13 protein-coding genes and 1 tRNA gene are annotated in these 19,472 nt (G+C 67.3%); 9 read left to right on the top strand and 5 right to left on the bottom strand.

The annotated features are described in order from the left end of the window. Positions 1-149 precede the first annotated feature (149 nt). Positions 150-236, bottom strand: a tRNA-Leu gene (locus LK409_RS08000). A 45-nt stretch (positions 237-281) separates the two neighbouring features. Here LK409_RS08000 and dapC point away from each other — a divergent pair. The 6 genes from dapC to LK409_RS07970 all read left to right on the top strand — a co-directional run bounded on the left by dapC (position 282) and on the right by LK409_RS07970 (position 9,262). Beyond that, positions 282-1,478: a succinyldiaminopimelate transaminase gene (dapC, locus tag LK409_RS07995; protein ID WP_033448163.1), complete on the top strand. Its 1,197-nt coding sequence runs from the start codon at positions 282-284 to the stop codon at positions 1,476-1,478. A 25-nt stretch (positions 1,479-1,503) separates the two neighbouring features. Next, positions 1,504-2,325: a 2,3,4,5-tetrahydropyridine-2,6-dicarboxylate N-succinyltransferase gene (gene dapD, locus LK409_RS07990; RefSeq protein ID WP_010928312.1), complete on the top strand. Its 822-nt coding sequence runs from the start codon at positions 1,504-1,506 to the stop codon at positions 2,323-2,325. After that, complete coding sequence (dapE, locus tag LK409_RS07985; RefSeq protein ID WP_010928311.1) at positions 2,325-3,464, top strand: succinyl-diaminopimelate desuccinylase; 1,140 nt, start codon at positions 2,325-2,327, stop codon at positions 3,462-3,464. Before dapD ends, dapE begins: the two co-directional genes overlap by 1 nt. A 6-nt stretch (positions 3,465-3,470) precedes the next feature. Further along, a complete protein-coding gene (gene prmB, locus LK409_RS07980) occupies positions 3,471-4,367 on the top strand; it encodes a 50S ribosomal protein L3 N(5)-glutamine methyltransferase (protein ID WP_010926401.1) in 897 nt (298 codons plus the stop codon). Continuing rightward, positions 4,364-6,289: an ABC-F family ATP-binding cassette domain-containing protein gene (locus LK409_RS07975; RefSeq protein WP_010928310.1), complete on the top strand. Its 1,926-nt coding sequence runs from the start codon at positions 4,364-4,366 to the stop codon at positions 6,287-6,289. The genes prmB and LK409_RS07975 overlap by 4 nt, the downstream gene beginning before the upstream one ends. Before the next feature lie 360 nt (positions 6,290-6,649). Then, positions 6,650-9,262: a TonB-dependent receptor gene (locus LK409_RS07970; protein ID WP_010928309.1), complete on the top strand. Its 2,613-nt coding sequence runs from the start codon at positions 6,650-6,652 to the stop codon at positions 9,260-9,262. A gap of 52 nt (positions 9,263-9,314) precedes the next feature. Here LK409_RS07970 and LK409_RS07965 read toward each other — a convergent pair whose 3' ends face one another. Both LK409_RS07965 and LK409_RS07960 read right to left on the bottom strand, forming a co-directional pair. After that, positions 9,315-11,615, bottom strand: coding sequence for a UvrD-helicase domain-containing protein (locus tag LK409_RS07965; RefSeq protein WP_010928308.1), 2,301 nt, complete (start codon positions 11,613-11,615; stop codon positions 9,315-9,317). Next, complete coding sequence (locus LK409_RS07960; RefSeq protein WP_003812548.1) at positions 11,612-12,820, bottom strand: DesA family fatty acid desaturase; 1,209 nt, start codon at positions 12,818-12,820, stop codon at positions 11,612-11,614. Before LK409_RS07960 ends, LK409_RS07965 begins: the two co-directional genes overlap by 4 nt. A 345-nt stretch (positions 12,821-13,165) precedes the next feature. On the opposite strand from LK409_RS07960, the gene LK409_RS07955 reads away from it, so the two are divergent. Beyond that, positions 13,166-13,456: a hypothetical protein gene (locus tag LK409_RS07955; protein WP_225665834.1), complete on the top strand. Its 291-nt coding sequence runs from the start codon at positions 13,166-13,168 to the stop codon at positions 13,454-13,456. On the opposite strand, the gene LK409_RS07950 is transcribed toward LK409_RS07955, so the two are convergent. Together LK409_RS07950 and purN are read right to left on the bottom strand one after the other, a co-directional pair. Then, positions 13,453-14,754, bottom strand: a complete 1,302-nt coding sequence (locus tag LK409_RS07950) for an RsmB/NOP family class I SAM-dependent RNA methyltransferase (RefSeq protein ID WP_003812553.1) — start codon at positions 14,752-14,754, stop codon at positions 13,453-13,455. The two genes, LK409_RS07955 and LK409_RS07950, sit on opposite strands and share 4 nt — an antisense overlap. Positions 14,755-14,941: 187 nt before the next feature. After that, positions 14,942-15,595 carry a phosphoribosylglycinamide formyltransferase gene (gene purN / locus LK409_RS07945; protein ID WP_003812554.1) on the bottom strand — a complete coding sequence of 218 codons (654 nt, stop codon included), beginning with the start codon at positions 15,593-15,595 and terminating at the stop codon, positions 14,942-14,944. A gap of 59 nt (positions 15,596-15,654) precedes the next feature. On the opposite strand from purN, the gene LK409_RS07940 reads away from it, so the two are divergent. Both LK409_RS07940 and ileS read left to right on the top strand, forming a co-directional pair. Next, positions 15,655-16,620 carry a bifunctional riboflavin kinase/FAD synthetase gene (locus tag LK409_RS07940; RefSeq protein ID WP_003812556.1) on the top strand — a complete coding sequence of 322 codons (966 nt, stop codon included), beginning with the start codon at positions 15,655-15,657 and terminating at the stop codon, positions 16,618-16,620. Next, on the top strand, positions 16,610-19,471 hold the full coding sequence (gene ileS / locus LK409_RS07935; protein WP_010928306.1) for an isoleucine--tRNA ligase: 2,862 nt from the start codon (positions 16,610-16,612) through the stop codon (positions 19,469-19,471). Before LK409_RS07940 ends, ileS begins: the two co-directional genes overlap by 11 nt. Position 19,472: the final 1 nt, after the last annotated feature.

Genomic DNA, 19,472 nt, shown 5'->3' with positions numbered 1-19,472 from the left:
TGGCGGCAGTTCTTTTTACGGACGGGGGAAGCGGCGATGGATGCGACACCGGGCAAGCGCGCCGCGTGGCCAGAAAGGCAGGGGAAGGTGCCGGCCAACCCGTTGATTCAAAAAGAATTGATAATAGCGATCAACGGGTGTCAATGAGTTGGTGCGAAGGGCGGGACTCGAACCCGCACACCTGTTACGGCGTCAGGACCTAAACCTGGTGCGTCTACCAATTTCGCCACCTTCGCAAAGCCAAGCCCGCTATTGTAGCTTGCTTGTTAAAATCATGCCCCATGAATCCGCGCCTCGATGCCTTGCATCCTTATCCTTTTGAAAAATTGCGGGCCTTGCTTGCGGACGCTGGTAAGCCGACGCACGACCTGCCTCCCATCAACCTGTCGATCGGCGAGCCCAAGCACGCGGCTCCGGCCTGTGTAGGCCAGGCCATTGCCGCCAACCTGGCGGGCCTGTCGGTCTATCCGTCGACCAAGGGCGAGCCGGCCCTGCGCCAGGCGATCTCGCAATGGCTGTCGCGCCGCTACAGCATTCCCGCGCCCGATCCCGAGAGCGAAGTGCTGCCGGTGCTGGGCTCGCGCGAGGCGTTGTTCGCCTTCGCCCAGACCGTCATCGATCCCTCGGCCGGCGCGCTGGTGGTGTGTCCCAATCCGTTCTACCAGATCTACGAGGGCGCGGCCCTGCTGGCCGGCGCTACCCCCTATTACGTCAACGCCGACCCGGCACGCGATTTCGGCTGCGACTGGGCGCGCGTGCCCGACGAGGTCTGGCGCAGGACCCAACTGGTGTTCGTGTGTTCGCCGGGCAATCCCGCCGGCAACGTGATGAGCCTGGAAGAATGGCGCACCCTGTTCGAGCTGTCCGATCGCCATGGTTTCGTGATCGCCGCGGACGAGTGCTACTCGGAAATCTATCTGGACGAGGATAACCCCCCGCTGGGCAGCCTGCAGGCGGCGCGCCGCCTGGGGCGCGATCGCTACACGAACCTGGTGGCGTTCTCCAGCCTGTCCAAGCGTTCGAACGTGCCCGGCATGCGTTCGGGGTTCGTGGCCGGCGACGCCGCGCTGCTGGCGCGCTTCCTGCTGTACCGCACCTACCATGGCAGCGCCATGAGCCCGGTTGTTTCGGCCGCCAGCATCGCTGCGTGGTCCGATGAGACGCATGTGCAGGAAAACCGGCGCCAGTATCGCGCCAAGTTCGAAGCCGTGCTGCCCATCCTGCAGAACGTACTGGATGTGCGCGCGCCACAGGCTTCGTTCTACCTGTGGGCGGGCACGCCCGGCTCGGATACGGCGTTTGCGCGCGAGCTCTATGGCCGTACCGGCGTCACGGTGCTGCCGGGCAGCCTGCTGGCGCGCGAAGCGCACAATGCCAACCCCGGCCAAGGCCGCATACGGATCGCGCTGGTGGCGCCACTGGACCAATGCGTACAGGCCGCCGAGCGCATCGCCCATTTTGCAAGAACCTCCATTTGATCAACCCTGGAATAGCTGAGCCGTCATGACTCTCGACCTGCAGACCACCATCGAACAAGCCTGGGAAAACCGGGCCAACCTGTCGCCCGTCGACGCGAGCGCCGAAGTGCGCGATGCCGTCGAACACACGATCGACGGATTGGATCTGGGCCGCCTGCGCGTGGCCGAAAAAATCGACGATCAATGGATCGTGCACCAATGGATCAAGAAGGCCGTGCTGCTGTCGTTCCGGCTGCACGACAATGCCGTCATGGGCCAGGGCCCGCTGCAGTTCTACGACAAGGTGCCGACCAAGTTCGCCGGCTACGGCGAAGCCGCGTTCAAGGCCGGCGGCTACCGCGTGGTGCCGCCGGCCGTGGCGCGCCGCGGCGCTTTCATCGCCCGCAACGTGGTGCTGATGCCCTCCTACGTCAACATCGGCGCCTATGTCGATGAAGGCACCATGGTCGATACCTGGGCCACCGTGGGCTCGTGCGCGCAGATCGGCAAGAACGTGCACCTGTCCGGCGGCGTGGGCATCGGCGGCGTGCTCGAACCCCTGCAGGCCAACCCCACCATCATCGAGGACAACTGCTTCATCGGCGCGCGCTCGGAAGTCGTCGAGGGCGTGGTGGTCGAGGAGAACTCGGTGCTGGCGATGGGCGTGTTCCTGTCGCAAAGCACCAAGATCTACGATCGCGCCACCGGCAAGGTTTCGTACGGCCGCGTGCCGTCGGGCTCGGTCGTGGTTCCCGGCTCGCTGCCGTCCGAGGATGGCTCGCACAGCCTGACCTGCGCGGTGATCGTCAAGCGCGTCGACGCGCAGACCCGCGCCAAGACCAGCATCAATGACCTGCTGAGGGCCTGATGACCGCATCTGCCGTACTGGATCTGGTCAAGGATCTGATCGCCCGTCCCTCGGTCACGCCCGACGATGTGGATTGCCAGATGCTGCTGGCGCAGCGCCTGGAGCGCATCGGTTTCCAATGCGAAACGATTGCGCGCGGCGGCGTGACCAACCTGTGGGCGCGACGCGGCGCCGGCGCGCCCCTGACGGTGTTCGCCGGCCATACCGACGTGGTGCCGCCCGGTCCGCGCGACAAGTGGGACAGCGACCCCTTCGTGCCGACCGAGCGCGACGGGTTCCTGTACGGCAGGGGTGCCGCCGACATGAAAAGCTCGATCGCCGCCTTCGTGGTGGCGGCCGAGGAGTTCGTGGCGGCGCACCCCGAACACCCGGGTTCGATCGCCCTGCTGATCACCTCCGACGAAGAGGGGCCGGCAGTCGACGGAACGGTGATCGTCTGCGACGAGCTGCGCCAGCGCGGCGAACAGCTCGACTACTGCATCGTCGGCGAACCGACCTCCACCGAGGCGTTGGGCGACGTATGCAAGAACGGACGCCGCGGTTCGCTGTCCGGGCGCCTGCTGGTCAAGGGCGTGCAAGGCCATGTCGCGTACCCCCACCTGGCGCGCAACCCGGTCCATCAACTGGCGCCGGCGCTGACCGAACTGGTCGCCATCGAATGGGACCAGGGCAACGAGTACTTCCCGCCCACCACGTTCCAGGTCTCCAACCTGCACGCCGGCACGGGCGCGACCAACGTCGTGCCGGGCGAGGCGGTGGCGCTGTTCAATTTCCGCTTTTCCACCGCCAGCACGCCCGACCAGCTCAAGGCGCGCGTGCATGAGGTGCTGGACCGCCACGGCCTGGAGTACCAGCTCGACTGGGAGCTGGGCGGCGAACCTTTCCTGACGCCGCGCGGCTCGCTGACCGATGCGCTGGTGTCGGCAATCCAGGCCGAAACCGGATTGCAGGCCGAACTCTCGACCACCGGCGGCACATCCGATGGCCGCTTCATCGCCAGGATCTGCCCGCAGGTCATCGAGTTCGGCCCCTGCAACGCCACGATCCACAAGGTCAACGAGCGCATCGAACTGTCCAGCCTCGCGCCCTTGAAGAACATTTACCGCCGCACGCTGGAAAACCTGCTGCTGGCCGACTGATCCTCCATGCAAAACAATAATCGCCAAGAGCTGCAGACCCTGCGCGACCTGATCCGCTACGCGGTGTCGCGCCTGAACGCGGCCCGTGTCGCGCTGGGCCACGGCTCCGACAACGCCTGGGACGAAGCGGTCTACCTGGTGCTGCACGGCCTGCATCTGCCGCCCGATACGCTCGATCCGTTCCTGGATGCGCGCGTCCTGCCGAGCGAACGCAGCCGCGTGCTCGACCTGATAGACCGGCGCGTCACCGAGCGCCTGCCGGCCGCCTACCTGACCGGCGAGGCCTGGCTGCGCGGCCATCGGTTCCATGTCGACCGCCGTGTGATCGTGCCCCGCTCGCCGATCGCCGAACTGCTCGACGAGGGGCTGGCGCCTTGGGTGCGGGATCCGCTGCAGGTCGAGCGCGCCCTGGACATGTGCACCGGGTCGGGCTGCCTGGCCATCCTGGCCGCGCTGGCTTTTCCCGTTGCGCAAGTCGACGCCGTCGACGTTTCGTCCGATGCGCTGGAAGTCGCCGCGCGCAACGTTGCCGAGTACGGTCTGCAGGACCGCCTGACCTTGCGCCAGGGCAATCTGTTCGAGGCCCTGCCGGCGGCCGCCTATGACGTCATCGTCTGCAACCCGCCCTACGTCAACCAGGCCTCGATGGACGCCCTGCCCCAGGAATACCGCCACGAGCCGGCGCTGGCGCTGGCCGGCGGCGCCGATGGCATGGATCTGGTGCGCCGCATCCTGGCCGCGGCCCCCGGCTACCTGTCCGCCGACGGCGTGCTGGTGCTGGAAATCGGCCACGAGCGCGATCATTTCGAGGCGGCCTTCCCTGATCTGCAGCCGGTATGGCTGGACACCGCGGAATCCTCGGACCAGATTCTGCTGCTTACCCGCGAACAATTGAACACGTGATACGCGCTTCTGGCTTGACCCTGCGCCGCGGCACCAAAGTGCTGCTCGACGGCGCCGATTTCGTTGTGCATCCCGGCGAACGCGTCGGCATCGTCGGCAAGAACGGCGCGGGCAAATCGTCGCTGTTCGCGCTGCTGACCGGCGCGCTGGACCCCGACGCCGGCAACCTGGACCTGCCCGCGGGCTGGCGCATCGCCAGCGTGCAGCAGGAGATCGCCGCCGACGCGCAAGCGGCGCGCGAATTCGTCATCGACGGCGACACCCACCTGCGCGCACTGCAGGCCCAGCGCGCCGCGCTGACCGACGACCAGGGCACGCAGATCGCCGAAACCGAAGCGGCGCTGATCGAGGCGGGCGCCTGGAGCGCGGCCTCGCGCGCCGAGCAGTTGCTCGCGGGCCTGGGATTCAAGCCATCCGAATGGATGCAGCCGGTGCGCAGCTTTTCCGGCGGCTGGCGCATGCGGCTGGCGCTGGCGCGCGCGCTGATGGCGCCGTCGGAGCTGTTGCTGCTGGACGAGCCAACCAACCACCTGGACCTTGACGCCATGCTGTGGCTGGAGAAATGGCTGACCGCCTATCCCGGTACGGTTCTGCTGATTTCGCACGACACGGAATTCCTGGACGCGGTGGCGCGCGCCATCCTGCACTTCGACCAGGCCAAGCTGCAGCGCTATCGCGGCGGCTACCAGGACTTCCTGCTGCAGCGCGCCGAACGCCTGCGCCAGGCCAATATCGCCTACGAACGCCAGACGCGCGAAGCCGCGCGCCTGCAAGGCTTCATCGATCGTTTCAAGGCCAAGGCTTCCAAGGCCAAGCAGGCGCAAAGCCGCGTCAAGGCGCTCGCGCGCATGGAAGCGCTGGCGCCTATCCATGCCGAATCGGGCATCGATATCCGCATCCCCTCGCCCGACCACATGCCCGACCCGCTGCTGGCCATGGAACACATGGATGCCGGCTACGGCGGCGCCGAGCCCATTCTGCGCGACGTCACGCTGATGGTGCGAGCCGGCAGCCGTATCGGCGTGCTGGGCGCCAATGGCGCGGGCAAGAGCACCCTGATCAAGACGCTGGCCGACGAGCTGGCCCCGCATGCCGGCACGCGGCGCGCGTCGCGCGGGCTGGCGATCGGCTATTTCCACCAGCACCAGCTCGACATGCTGGACCTCGACAGCACGCCGCTCGCGCACCTCGCGCGGCTGGCTCCGGAAGTGCGCGAGCAGGAGCTGCGCAACTACCTGGGCGGCTTCGGCTTTTCCGGCGACACCGTGCTGAGCAAGGTCGGCCCCATGTCCGGCGGCGAGAAAGCCCGTCTCGCCCTGTCGCTGATCGTCTGGCAAAAACCCAACCTGCTGCTGCTCGACGAACCCAGCAACCACCTGGACGTGGAGACGCGCGAGGCGCTGGCCACGGCGCTCGCGGAATTCTCCGGCAGCATGCTGCTGGTATCGCACGACCGGCACCTGCTGCGCACCACGGTCGACAGCTTCTGGATCGTGGCCGACGGCGGCGTGCGCGAGTTCGACGGCGATCTCGAAGACTATCGGGACTGGCTGGCCGCCCGCAACGCCGGCGAACGCGCCGCCGCGCGCGAGGCCGCCGCCGGCGAGCCGGGCGTGGCCATCGATCGCAAGGCCCAGCGCCGGCTCGAAGCCGAGCAGCGGCAACGCCTGGCCACGCTGCGCAAGCCGCTGGCCGCCAAACTGGCGAAGGTCGAGGCCGACATGGAGCGCGCCCGCGCCCGCCTGCAGGAACTGGATGCCGTGATCGCCGACGCCGATCTCTATTCCGACGCGCGACGCACCGAACGCCAGCAAGTGATGACCGAACACGGCGAATCCGGCAAGCGCCTCAATGACCTCGAGGAGCAATGGCTGGAGATCCAGCAGGCACTCGAAGAGATCGAGCAGGACAACGCCGCCTGAGCGCGGCGCCCGCGCACCTTGGCGTAGGAATCCGCGCAGCGTAAAACCAGCGAGACGCATTATCTCCTATACTCCGCCGCGAATTCGACTCTGACCGCGCAGTACCGCGCCGGCGCCATGTCTTCGCACACGGACGTATCCCCCCCAGCATCACGGCACCGCCGCTACCGCGGCGCGCCGATGGGCGGCTGGCTGCGCCCGCCGGACCCGAGCCCCGGCGAGATCGAGGCACTGCTGGATTTCCTGAACGCCCCATGAGCCCGGATACACGGCCACCTTGCCCCCCGCGCCCGGTATCGTCCTCGCGTCCGATATGCATGCTCTTGCACGACTGTATTTCACTCAGTCCGGAAGGCACGCATGTCGAAACCCATCCTCAAGAAGCGCCAACGCACAACTCTGGCCGCGCTGCTGCTCTGCACCGCCGCGGCGACCCACGCGGCGACGCAATCCCCCGCCCTCGCCTTCGATCTTCCCGCCCAACCCCTGGACGCGGCCCTGCGGGCATACGCCCGGCAAGCCGGCGTGGCGCTCTCGTTCGATGCTCGCGAGGCCGCGCGTAAACAGGCGCCGGCGCTGCGCGCCACGATGACTGCGCAGGCCGCGCTGCAACACCTGCTGCGCGGCTCCGGCCTGACATGGCGCGCCGCGGGCGCGAACCGCTATGCCGTCGTGCGCGCCGCCGACGCGGCCGCGGCGTGGCCGCTCGAACCGGTGCGCGTGTACGGCGACGCAACGCGCGAGCGCGTCTATACCGAGCAGGAGATCGCCGCCACGCCGGCCTCCAACCGAGACCTCAGCGCGCTGATCGCCACGCATCCCGCCATACGCGAAAGCGGCACCGCCGAGGACGGCGCCAACCGGGGAACGCTGAACGTGGAGGACATCTCCATCCACGGCGCCAGCCCCTACCAGAACCTGTTTCTCATCGACGGCGTCGGCGCCACCAGCCGGGTCGACCCGGCCAACAAGAGCCGCAACTTCACCGACGTTCCCAGCAACCCGCAAGCCTATTTTCTGGACACTGCGCTGCTGGGCGAAGTGCGCGTCTTCGACAACAGCATTCCGGTCGAGTATGGCGCATTCAACGGCGGCGTGGTGGATGCGCGCCTGCGCCGGCCGTCGGGCGAAAACCACGTGAAGCTGGACTATCGCTGGAACGGCTCGAACCTGACACGGCAGAAGATCGCGCCCGGCAACGCCGAAGACTGGCTGCAGGGCACCCCGGATTTCACGCCGTCCTGGCGCAAGCGCTTCCATACCGCGTCCGCCGACATCGCGCTCGGCGAACGCGCCGGCCTGGTGCTGGGCCTGTCACGGCGCATTTCCCGGATCGAACGCTGGCGCCTGGGCGCGGTGGGCCACCTGGACCGTCCCGAGCGCGACGACTCCCTGGACCGCGTCGACAACCTGCTGGGCAAGTTCAGCCTGCGCCTGGATGCCGACACGATCACGGACCTGAGCCTGAAGTACGCCGATCGGCGCGAACATCTGGTGAGCAATTTCTTCCGCGATACGGACTGGCGCAATCGGCACGGCGCGCAGGGCGCGGTCTGGAATATCGAACATACCTTGCGCGGCGGCAAGCTGTCGGCGCAATTGGGATGGGACCGGTTCGACAGCCACCGCAACTCTGCCCATACCGAATTCGTGCAGCACGACTTCGTCGACGGTCGGCCCGGATTCGCCAGCGGCGGATATGGCAAGGACGAAAAGGGCCAGCGCAACCTGACGCTGGCCACGCGGCTCGACCTGGCGCCCATCCAGACCGGCCCGGTCAGCCATGCCTCCTATGTGGGCTTGCAGGTCGAGCACACCGGCGCGCGCTTCAAGCGCTACAACCAGTCGTACTCGTACCGGGCCGTGCACCGGGAGGACGGCACCGAAAAACACTTCAGCAAGGTCCGCCACCTGCCGGGCTCGGTTACGCTCGACTACACCAGGCTGGGGCTGTATGCGTCGGATGAACTCACGTGGCGGCGCTGGACCTTGAACGCCGGCCTGCGCTATGACAGGGACAACTTCCTGCACCACCGCACGCTCGCGCCCCGGGCGCGCCTGGACTGGGATGTGCTGGGCAGCGACGACACCGTCCTGAGCGCGGGTTGGTCACGCTACTACGGCGGGCATGTCCTCAAGATCGCCATGCAGGAAGAGTTCAGCCGCCTGAGCGAGCAAGTGCTGGACCACCACGGCGATCCCGTGCCCAATGGACGCAAAATCACGCGCGTGAACTACGACGGCCTGCGCAGCCCCTACGACGACGAATGGGCCTTCTCGCTGGCGCAGCGCGCCTACGGCATACGCGGCGTGCTGACGTTCGTGCACCGCAACGGCCGCGACCAGGTCACGCGCCGCGGCGATTCGCGCGTGGGCTATCGCTATACCAACGAAGGCAACTCGCGCACCGACGGCTGGAATCTCACCCTGGCCAACGAAGAGGCGTGGCGGCTGGGCGAAACGCTGTGGCATGCCCAGGCCAGCTGGGGCTACCAGCGCAACAAGCGCAACCTGAACCTGGCCGAGGGCTATGAATCATCGCCTGTGGAACGGGCCGATTATGTGTACTACAACGGCAAGCGGATCCCGGCAGCGAACTTGCCGCCGAGCAGCTTCAACCTGCCGCACAAGGTCTCGCTGGATCTCACCGGCCATTGGCCGCGCCACGGACTGACGTGGAGCAACACCGTGAACTGGCACGGGCGGCGCAAGGAAATCGCGTTCGTGGACACAGGGCCCGCCCCCGAGTACCTCGACATGTACGAATCGCTTTCCGCCCCTTCGTACTGGAGCTGGGACACCCGCCTTATCTGGCAACCCCCGTTCGCGCGCCAGGTCACCCTGGCATTGGACGTGCTCAATGTGCTCAACCGCATCGCGGCGCTGACAACCAACCCGCGCGACAGCCTGATCGATGCGCGGCGCTATCGCACCGGACGCGAGATCTGGCTGCAGGTGGGATACCGCTATTGAGAATGGCCCTGCCGCGTCTTGCGCCAGCCGATGCGGGCGCAAGACGCGAAGCTCAGGCCGTGATGATGTCCAGCTTGGCGATGCCCAGCGCCAGCGTCTTGGCACCCACGTCGCGAAACTGGATCTGGGCCTGGGCGTCCTGCCCCGAACCGCTGAGGCCTATGATGGTGCCGTCGCCAAAGCGCGCGTGGCGCACGCCCTGCCCCACCCGGAACTGCTGCTCGCCCACGGTGACGCCGCTGGCCATGCCACGCGGCTGCCGAGGTGCGGCAGTGCCGGTAGGCTTGCGGCCAAAGGCGTCGCCGCGACTGCTCCAGGCCGACGCCGCGCCGCCGAAGCCGCCGCCCTGATGCAGGCCGGCGCGCGGGCTCAGCCACTTCAGATGCTGCTCGGGAATTTCTTCGAGAAAACGCGAACGCATGGCGTAACGCGTCTGGCCGTGCAGCATGCGGCTTTGCGCCAGGCTGAGATACAGCCTTTCCCGGGCCCGGGTGATCGCCACGTACATCAGGCGCCGCTCTTCCTCGAGGCCGGCGGGCTCCATGATGCTGTTCTCATGCGGGAACAGCCCTTCCTCCAGGCCGGTGATGAACACGGCGTCGAACTCAAGGCCCTTGGCGGCGTGCACGGTCATCAGCTGCACCGCGTCCTGGCCCACCTGCGCCTGATTGTCGCCGGCTTCCAGCGCCGCATGCGACAGGAAAGCCGCCAACGGTGTCAGGCCGCCCAGCGTATCGGGTTGCGGGGCATCGACGACGCCCGGCATCAGGGCGCCGCTCACATCGTGATCGGGCACGACGCCGGCCGGCAAGCCTTCGAAGTTTTCCTCGGCCGCGAACACCGTGGCAGCGGTGATCAGTTCGTTGAGGTTCTCCAGGCGCTCGGCGCCTTCGCGTTCGGTCTGGTAGTGGGCCTTCAGGCCGCTGGCCTCGATGACATGGTCCACCAGTTCGGGCAGCGGCAGCTCGCGCGTGTCGTGCGCCATCTGTCCGATCAGCTGCGCGAATTGCGCCAGATTCGAGCCGCCCTTGCCGCCGACGCGGGCCACCGCGCCGAACAGGCTGGTGTCGTGCGCGCGCGCCGCGTCGCTGAGCTGCTCGAGCGTGCGCGCCCCGATGCCGCGGGTCGGAAAGTTGACCACCCGCATCCAGGAGGTGTCGTCGTTCGGATTGGCGATCAGGCGCAGATAGGCCAGCGCGTGCTTGATTTCCTGGCGCTCGAAGAAGCGCAGGCCACCGTACACCTTGTAGGGGATGCCCACCGAGAACAGCGCATGCTCGAGCACGCGCGATTGCGCGTTGCTGCGGTAGAGCACGGCGATTTCGCTGCGCATGCGGCCGTCGTTGATCAACGCGCGGATCTCGTCGACCAGCCATTGCGCCTCCATGCCGTCGGAGGGCTGCTCGATGACGCGCACCGGCTCGCCCTCGCCCTGTTCGGTCCAGAGGTTCTTGCCCAGGCGTCCGGTGTTGTGCCCGATGAGGGCATTGGCCGAATCCAGGATGTGGCCGTACGAGCGGTAGTTCTGTTCCAGGCGGATGACACGGCCATGTGCGTAATCGCGTTCGAAGTCGGCCATGTTGCCGACGTTGGCGCCGCGAAACGCATAGATGGACTGATCGTCGTCGCCGACCGCGAAAATCGCCGCCCCGGTGCCTGCCAGCAGACGCAGCCACTTGTACTGCAGCGTGTTTGTGTCCTGGAACTCATCGACCAGGATATGGCGGAAGCGCCGCTGGTAATGTTCGCGCACCGGCGCGTTGCGCGACAGCAGCTCGTACGCGCGCAGCAGCAGCTCGGCGAAATCGACCACGCCCTCGCGCTGGCACTGCGCCTCGTACAGCTGGTAGATCTCGATCAGCTTGCGCCGGTGCGGATCGTAGGCCTCGACGTCGCCGGGACGCAGCCCCTCTTCCTTGGCACCGTTGATGAAACGCTGCACATCGCGTGGCGGGTACTTCTCGTCGTCGATATTGCCCGCCTTGAGCAGGCGCTTGATGGCGGCCAGCTGGTCGGTGGTATCGAGAATCTGGAATGCCTGCGGCAAGCCCGCGTCGCGATGATGCGCGCGCAGCATGCGGTTGCACAGGCCGTGGAAGGTACCGATCCACAGGCCACGCGTGTCGATCGGCAACAGGGTCGACATGCGCGTGAGCATTTCACGCGCCGCCTTGTTGGTAAAGGTGACTGCCAACAGCGCAAATGGACTGGCCTGGCCGGTTTGAATCAGCCAGGCCATCCGGGTCGTCAGTACGCGGGTCTTGCCGCTGCCCGCCCCGGCGAGAACCAGGGCGTGTTGCGGTTCGAGCGTTACTGCAGCGCGTTGTTCAGGATTGAGCTTTTCCAGCATCATGCCGCGTAGCGGCGCAGATGCAGAGCAAATTGCTCGAGCCCGGCGATGCCGCTTTGCTGGGCGCGCTGGCACCAGGCCTGCAGGTCATGCAACAGCTGCTCGCTGCTGGCGCTGGAGCTTTCCCAGAGACGGCCGAGTTCGCGGCGCATCTGCACCAGCGTCGACAGCGACTGGTTCTGGGCGATGGCCTGGTCGACTTCGGCGCGCTGCTCGGGCTGCAGGACTTCCTCGTTGCGGTGCAGCCAGCGGCGCACGCGGCGCAGCGTGGTCCAGCGGCAATTGGCGGCGTCCTGCTGGCGCGAGGACTTCAGCTTGCTCAGCTCTTCACGCGCGGCGCGCTTGACCAGGTCGCCGTAGCGGGCCATGACTTCGTAGCGGTGCGTGATCACGCCTTGCAGCGTGCTCAGGTCGATGCCCTTGCTGCCCGATTCCAGCTTCAGCTTGGGCGCAACCTTCTTGACCTTGGCCAGGCCGAAGAACTTCAGGATGCTGATATAGCCCCAGCCGATGTCCAGCTCGTACCACTTGGCCGAGAACTTGGCCGAGGTGCCGTGCGCGTGGTGGTTGTTGTGCAGCTCTTCGCCGCCGATGATGATGCCCCACGGGAACACGTTGGTGCTGGTGTCCGGGCTGTTGTAGTTGCGGTAGCCCCAGTAATGGCCGATGCCATTGACCACGCCGGCCGCCCAGAACGGGATCCAGGCCATCTGCACCGCCCAGACCGTCAGGCCGACCGCCCCGAACAGGGCCAGGTCGATGGCCAGCATGGTGAGCACGCCGGCCAGGCTGTGCTTGGAATAGATGTTGCGTTCGAGCCAGTCATCGGGCGTGCCGTGGCCGAACTTGGCCATGGTTTCCTTGTTGGCGGACTCCTCGCGATACAGCTCGGCGCCGCGGAACAGCACCTTCCAGATGCCGAACAGCATCGGCGAATGGGGATCGCCTTCCTTCTCGCACTTGGCGTGGTGCTTGCGGTGGATGGCGACCCACTCCTTGGTGACCATACCGGTGGTCATCCAGAGCCAGAAGCGGAAGAAATGCATCACTGCCGGATGCAGGTCCAGGCCGCGGTGCGCCTGGCTGCGGTGCAGGAACACCGTGACCGACACAATGGTGATGTGCGTCACGACCAGGGTGAACAGCACGATCTGCCACCAAGTGGCTTGGGTCAGACCGCCGGAAATGAAAGAAAGGATGGAATCCATAAAGCTTTTTGGAGCCTCACTTGTAAAGTGGCTGAAAGTTTAGCCTACCTGATGCCCTTATGACAGCGTGGTTTCAAAATAGTTTTTAAGGGAAATCAAGCACTAAGCTGCATCTGGTCGGGTTGCGCGCAGCCCCTGCCGCCCACTGGCCCACCCTGTAGATGAGGGTGCAGGGCCGCCAGCACCATAGCAATAATACATTTTGCTACAAAGAACCGGCTACCTGTATGCTGACACCCTGATCCGCACCGGCCATTCTCGATGTTACGCCTATTACCCGCCCTTCTCGCCCTCGCCGTGCCCGCCGCCTGGGCCGCCGGCCCTACCGTGCAGGTAGGCGACAACGTGACGCTGGCATCGTATTACCAGATCCGCGGCGCCGATTGCGCGCCGCTGCGCCCGCCGCTGGTGCGCATCGTGCAACCGCCGCGCCTGGGCACTGCCACCGTCGTGCAGTCCCAGGGCAACAGCGGCCCGGGCGGGCGCTGCGCGCACACGGCGGTGCCCGTGACGCAGATCGTGTACCGGGGCACGCAACCGGGCCAGGACACGGTGATCTGGGAGGTCACCCATCAACCCCGCCAGCCCGCGTCCCGGCGCGACAGCGCCGCCATCATGGTGGTGCCGCGCAACTAGCCGGCCGCGTCTTCCGGCTCGCCGGGCCCGGTTTCGGCCGCCACGACCGCAGGCTCCTGCGTGGCCGCCGCGGATGGCTTGCGGCGCTCGAATACCGCGGCGAAAAAGCCGTCGGTGCCATGCACATCCGGCCGCAGCTGCACGTAGGGGCCGCTCAATGTCAGATTGGCGCAACGATTGGCCAATAATTGCGCAGCGTCCAGGCGTTCGAAATCCGGGTGTTCGGCAAGGAAGCGTTCGGCCTGCTCGGCGTTTTCCTCGGCCAGCAGGCTGCAGGTCGCATAGACCAGCCGCCCGCCGGGCGCCACGCAGCGCGCCGCGCTCTTGAGGATACGGTGCTGCAGCTCGCACATTTCGGCGATGGACTGGGGGTGCTGGCGCCACTTCAGGTCGGGATTGCGCCGCAGGGTGCCGATGCCGCTGCACGGCGCGTCCACCAGCACGCGCTGCGCCTTGCCGGCCAGCCGCTTGACCCGCGTGTCGTTCTCGCTGTCGATCGCCACCGGCACCACGTTGGACAGGCCGCTGCGGGCGAAGCGCGGTTTGGCGCGCGCCAGCCGCGCCGCCGAGACGTCGAATGCGTAAAGACGGCCGGTCGAGCGCATCAGGGCGCCCAGCAGCAGGGTCTTGCCGCCCGCCCCGGCGCAGAAATCGATGATCATCTCGCCGCGCCGCGGCCCCATCAGCAGGGCCAGCAACTGGCTGCCCTCGTCCTGCACCTCGATGCTGCCGTCCTCGAACTGGGGCCAGCGATTGACCGATGGGTGCCCCGCCAGGCGAATGCCCCACGGCGAATAAGGCATGGGCTGGGGGTCGAAGCGTCCGGCCGGGCCGGCGCGCAACACGGCCAGCATGGGGTCGCGCTCGGCCTTGAGCGGGTTGACCCGGATATCCAGGTTGGCGGGCCGGTTCAAGGCGTCCAGCAGGGCCTCGGAATCGTCCAGCTGCGCCAGCCGCTCGTCGAGCCAGTCCGGCACGCTGGCGCGCACCGCGCGCGGCAAGGTCGCCACATCGATGTGCCGGATGCGCTGCAGCCACGCCGCCTCGTCGGCGCCCAGCCCCTCGGCCAGGACCTCGGGGTTCATCGTGGCCGCCAGGCCCAGGATGGCCAGCCGGCGCGTCGCGGGCCCGACCCCGCTCTCGGCGAACTGCCGATAGCGACGCAGGTGGCGCAGCACGTCGTAGACCGCCTGGGCCAGTTCGGCGCGGTCGCGCCCGCCCATGCCAGGGTGCGCGCGCAGCCAGTGCGACAGCACGGCGTCGGCGGGATAGGTCCACTGCAGCACCTCGCCAAGCACGCGCTGGACCTGGTCGATACGAATGACCGCAATCGGGGTGCGAGGCCGGTCGGCGCGCGCCGGCGCGCCGCGATCGGCGCGAACTGGCGTGGAGGCCCGGCCCGTGCGCGGCCGGTTGACAGTATTTTTCGTCATGACAATTCCAAGAAGGGCGCAAGACGCCCTGGTATTACAGAAGGCCGCCGGCTTACGCCGCCGGCCAGAAAAAGAGGCGCTGCGGCTCGCCGGCGACTTCGACGCGCTGGTCGGCGGTCAGGCTGACCCTTCCTTCGGCCAGCCAGCGCGCCGCCGCCGGATAGACCTGGTGTTCGACCTCGAGCACGCGCCCGGCCAGCGCCTCGGGCGTATCGCCCGCCAGCACCGGCACGCAGCCCTGCGCGATGATGGGGCCGTGGTCGAGCACGGGCGTCACGAAATGCACCGTGCAACCATGCGCGCGCACGCCGGTGGCCAGGGCCTGCGCATGCGTATGCAGGCCGGGAAACGCCGGCAGCAGCGAAGGATGGATATTGACCAGCCGGCCCGCGTAGTGATTGACGAAGCCCGGCGTGAGCACCCGCATGAATCCGGCCAGCAGCACGTAATCGGGCGCGTGGCGGTCGATCTCCCGGGCCAGCGCGGCGTCGAACGCCTCGCGGCTGGGGTAGTCCTTGTGGTAGAGGGCCGCGGTGGCGATGCCTTGCTGGCGCGCCCAATCCAGGCCGGCGGCGTCCGGGCGGCTGGCGATCACGGCGGCCACTTCGGCCGGCCAGGACTGCCCGCGGCACGCCTGCACCAGGGCCTGCATGTTGCTGCCGCGCCCGGAAATCAGGATGACGAGGCGGCGCTTGGGATTGGACATTTGCGGCAAGATGAAAACTTTCCAAAAGCGGGTCAACCCAAAATTGTAAACTCTCGGTCGTGAAACCATCGCTGCGCATCTACCGCTACCCGCCCCCGCCCTCGCAACGCACGCCGTGCGCCCTGACGATCGGCAATTTCGACGGCGTCCACCTCGGCCATCAGGCCATCCTGGCGCGCGTGCGCCAGGAGGCCCGCGCGCGCGGCCTCGTGCCCGCCGTCATGACCTTCGAGCCGCACCCGCGCGAATACTTCGCCACCCTGAACCGCCGCCCCGAACTGGCGCCCACCCGCATTTCCGGACTGCGCGACAAGCTGCAGGCGCTGGCAGCCGCCGGCATCGAACAGGTCGCGGTCGAGCGCTTCGACGCCCGGCTGGCCGAAATGTCGGCCAACGCCTTCATCGAAGACCTGCTGGTGGCCGGCCTGCAGACCCGCTGGCTGCTGGTCGGCGAGGATTTCCGCTATGGCCACAAGCGCAGCGGCGACATCGACCTGCTGCGCGAGGCAGGCCTGGCGCACGGTTTCGAAGTCTGTACCCTGGCCGACATCACCGACCGCCAGGGCCACCGCATTTCCAGCTCCGAGGTACGCACCGCCCTGGCGGTGGGCGACCTGGACCGCGCCGCGCAGCTGCTGGGCCAGCCGTTCCATATCAGCGGCCATGTGATCCATGGCCGGAAACTGGGCCGCGAACTGGGTTTCCCGACCATGAACCTGCGGGTGGCGCCGCGCTGCGCCACCCGCTCGGGTATTTACGTGGTGCGCGTGCTCGGCCTGCAGGACCGGCCCTTGCCGGCGGTGGCCAGCCTGGGCGTGCGTCCGACGGTCGAAGACCGCGGCCGGGTGCTGCTCGAAGCCCACCTGCTCGACGAGAGCCTCGACGCATACGGTAAACTCGTGCGAGTCGAGTTCCTGCACAAGCTGCGGGACGAAGAAAAATTCGCCGATCTCCCCTCCCTGACTGCCGCCATCGCCCAAGACGCGCAAAACGCGCGCGCCTATTTTGCCGTTCATGGACTATAAAAAATCCCTCAATCTGCCCGACACTCCCTTCCCGATGCGGGGCGACCTGGCCAAGCGCGAGCCTGGCTGGGTTGCCGAATGGGAGGAAACCCAGGTCTACCAGGCCATCCGCGCCGCCAGTCGCGGCCGTCCGCGCTTCGTGCTGCATGACGGCCCGCCCTATGCCAACGGCGACATCCACATCGGCCACGCCGTCAACAAGATCCTCAAGGACATCATCGTCAAGAGCCGCAACATGGCGGGCTATGACGCGCACTACGTGCCGGGCTGGGACTGCCACGGCATGCCGATCGAGATCCAGATCGAAAAGAAATACGGCAAGCACCTGCCGGTCACCGAGGTCCAGTCCAAGGCGCGCGCCTACGCCCTCGAACAGATCGATCGCCAGCGCAAGGACTTCAAGCGCCTGGGCGTGCTGGGCGACTGGCACAACCCTTACCTGACGATGAACTTCAGCAATGAGGCCGACGAGATCCGCGTGCTCGGCCGCATTCTGGAAAAAGGCTATGTGTTCCGCGGCCTGAAACCGGTCAACTGGTGTTTCGACTGTGGCTCGGCGCTGGCCGAGGCCGAGGTCGAGTACGCCGACCGGGTCGATCCGGCCATCGACGTGGCCTTCCCGTTCACCGACCGCGGCGCGCTGGCGCGCGCCTTCGGCCTGGACGAGGTCGACGCCGGCGCCATCGTCATCTGGACCACCACTCCCTGGACCATTCCGTCGAACCAGGCGCTCAACGTGCACCCCGAGATCGACTACGCGTTGGTGCGCGTCACGCCCACGCCGGTGCACGGTCCGCTGCTGCTGCTGGCGCAGGAACGCGTCGAGCCCAGCCTGAAGGCGTGGGGGCTGGAAGGCGAGATCATCGCCACCGCCAAGGGCGAGGCCCTCGAAGGCCTGCGCTTTCGCCATCCGCTGGCCGCCGCCGCCCAAGGGTACGACCGCACCTCGCCCATCTACCTGGGCGACTACGTCACCCTGGACACCGGCACCGGCGTCGTGCACTCGGCGCCCGCCTACGGTATCGAAGACTTCGTCTCGTGCAAGGCCCACGGCCTGGCGGACAGCGACATCCTCGGCCCGGTCATGGGCGACGGCAAGTTCGTCGACAGCCTGCCGCTGTTCGGCGGCCTGTCGATCTGGGACGCCAATCCCAGGATCGTCGAAGCGCTCAAGCTGGCCGGCTCGCTGATGCTGGTCCAGAAACTGTCGCACAGCTACATGCATTGCTGGCGCCACAAGACGCCGGTCATCTACCGCGCCACCAGCCAATGGTTTGCGGGCATGGACGTCAAGCCGCGCGACGGCGGCCCGAGCCTGCGCGAAAGCGCCCTGGCCGGCATCGACGCCACCGCCTTCTACCCCGCCTGGGGCCGCGCGCGCCTGCATGCGATGATCGCCAACCGCCCCGACTGGACGCTGTCGCGGCAGCGCCAATGGGGCGTGCCGATGGCCTTCTTCGTGCACAAGGAAACCGGCGAGCTGCACCCGCGCACCGTCGAGCTGCTGGAGCAGGTCGCGCAGCGCGTCGAGAAAGGCGGCATCGAGGCCTGGCAATCGCTCGATCCGCGCGAACTGCTGGGCGACGAAGCCGAGCTGTACGAAAAGAACCGCGACACGCTGGACGTGTGGTTCGACTCGGGCTCGACCCATGCCACGGTGCTGGGCGGCAAGGACGGCGTGCTGGGCAGCTCGCACGGCGCCGAACTGGCCTGGCCCGCCGACCTCTACCTCGAAGGCTCGGACCAGCACCGCGGCTGGTTCCACTCGTCGCTGCTGACCGGTTGCATGCTGTACGGCCATCCCCCCTACAAGGGCCTGCTCACGCACGGCTTCGTGGTCGACGGCCAGGGCCGCAAGATGAGCAAGTCGGTCGGCAACGTCATCGCGCCGCAAAAAGTGTCCGATTCGCTCGGCGCCGAGATCCTGCGCCTGTGGGTCGCCTCCACCGACTACTCGGGCGAGCTGTCGATCTCCGACGAGATCCTCAAGCGCGTGGTCGAAAGCTATCGCCGCATCCGCAACACGCTGCGCTTCCTGCTGGCCAACGTGGCCGACTTCGACGCGGTCGGCCAGGCCGTGCCGTATGGCGAGCTGTTCGAGATCGACCGCTACGCGCTGGCGATGACCGCGCAGATGCAGGCCGAAGTCCAGGGCCACTACGAACGCTACGACTTCCATCCGGCCGTCTCCCGCCTGCAGACGTTCTGCTCGGAAGACCTCGGCGCGTTCTACCTGGACATCCTGAAGGACCGCCTGTACACGACGGCTGCCGGCAGCGCCGCGCGCCGTTCGGCGCAGACCGCGCTGCTCGACATCACCCAGACGCTGCTCAAGCTGATGGCGCCCATCCTCTCGTTCACCGCCGAGGAAGCCTGGAAGGTCCTGGCCGGCTCGGCGCTGGCCAAGCAGGCCGACGCCCCGCGCGTCACCATCTTCACCGAGGTCTACCACGCGTTGCCGCCGTTTGCCGACGGCGAGGCCCTGACCGCCAAGTGGACGCGCCTGCGCGCCATCCGCGCGGAGGTGCAGCGCAAGCTGGAAGAGGTGCGTTCGGCCGGCGCCATCGGCTCGTCGCTGCAGGCCGAAGTGGACCTGTACGCCAACGCGGCCGACCACGACATCCTGGCCAGCCTGGGCGATGACCTGCGTTTCGTGCTGATCGTCTCGCGCGCCACCGTGCATGCCGACGCCGACGACTTGCGCATCGAGATCGCTGCGTCGGGGCACAAAAAGTGCGAGCGCTGCTGGCACTGGCGCCCGGACGTCGGCCAGGACGCCGACCATCCCGAGATCTGCGGCCGCTGCGTGAGCAACCTGTTCGGCGCCGGCGAGCCGCGCACGCGGGCCTGAC

This window comes from Bordetella parapertussis (genome assembly GCF_020735925.1).
Lineage (GTDB): Bacteria > Pseudomonadota > Gammaproteobacteria > Burkholderiales > Burkholderiaceae_B > Bordetella > Bordetella pertussis.
This window is presented reverse-complemented; position numbering and strand designations above follow the sequence as displayed.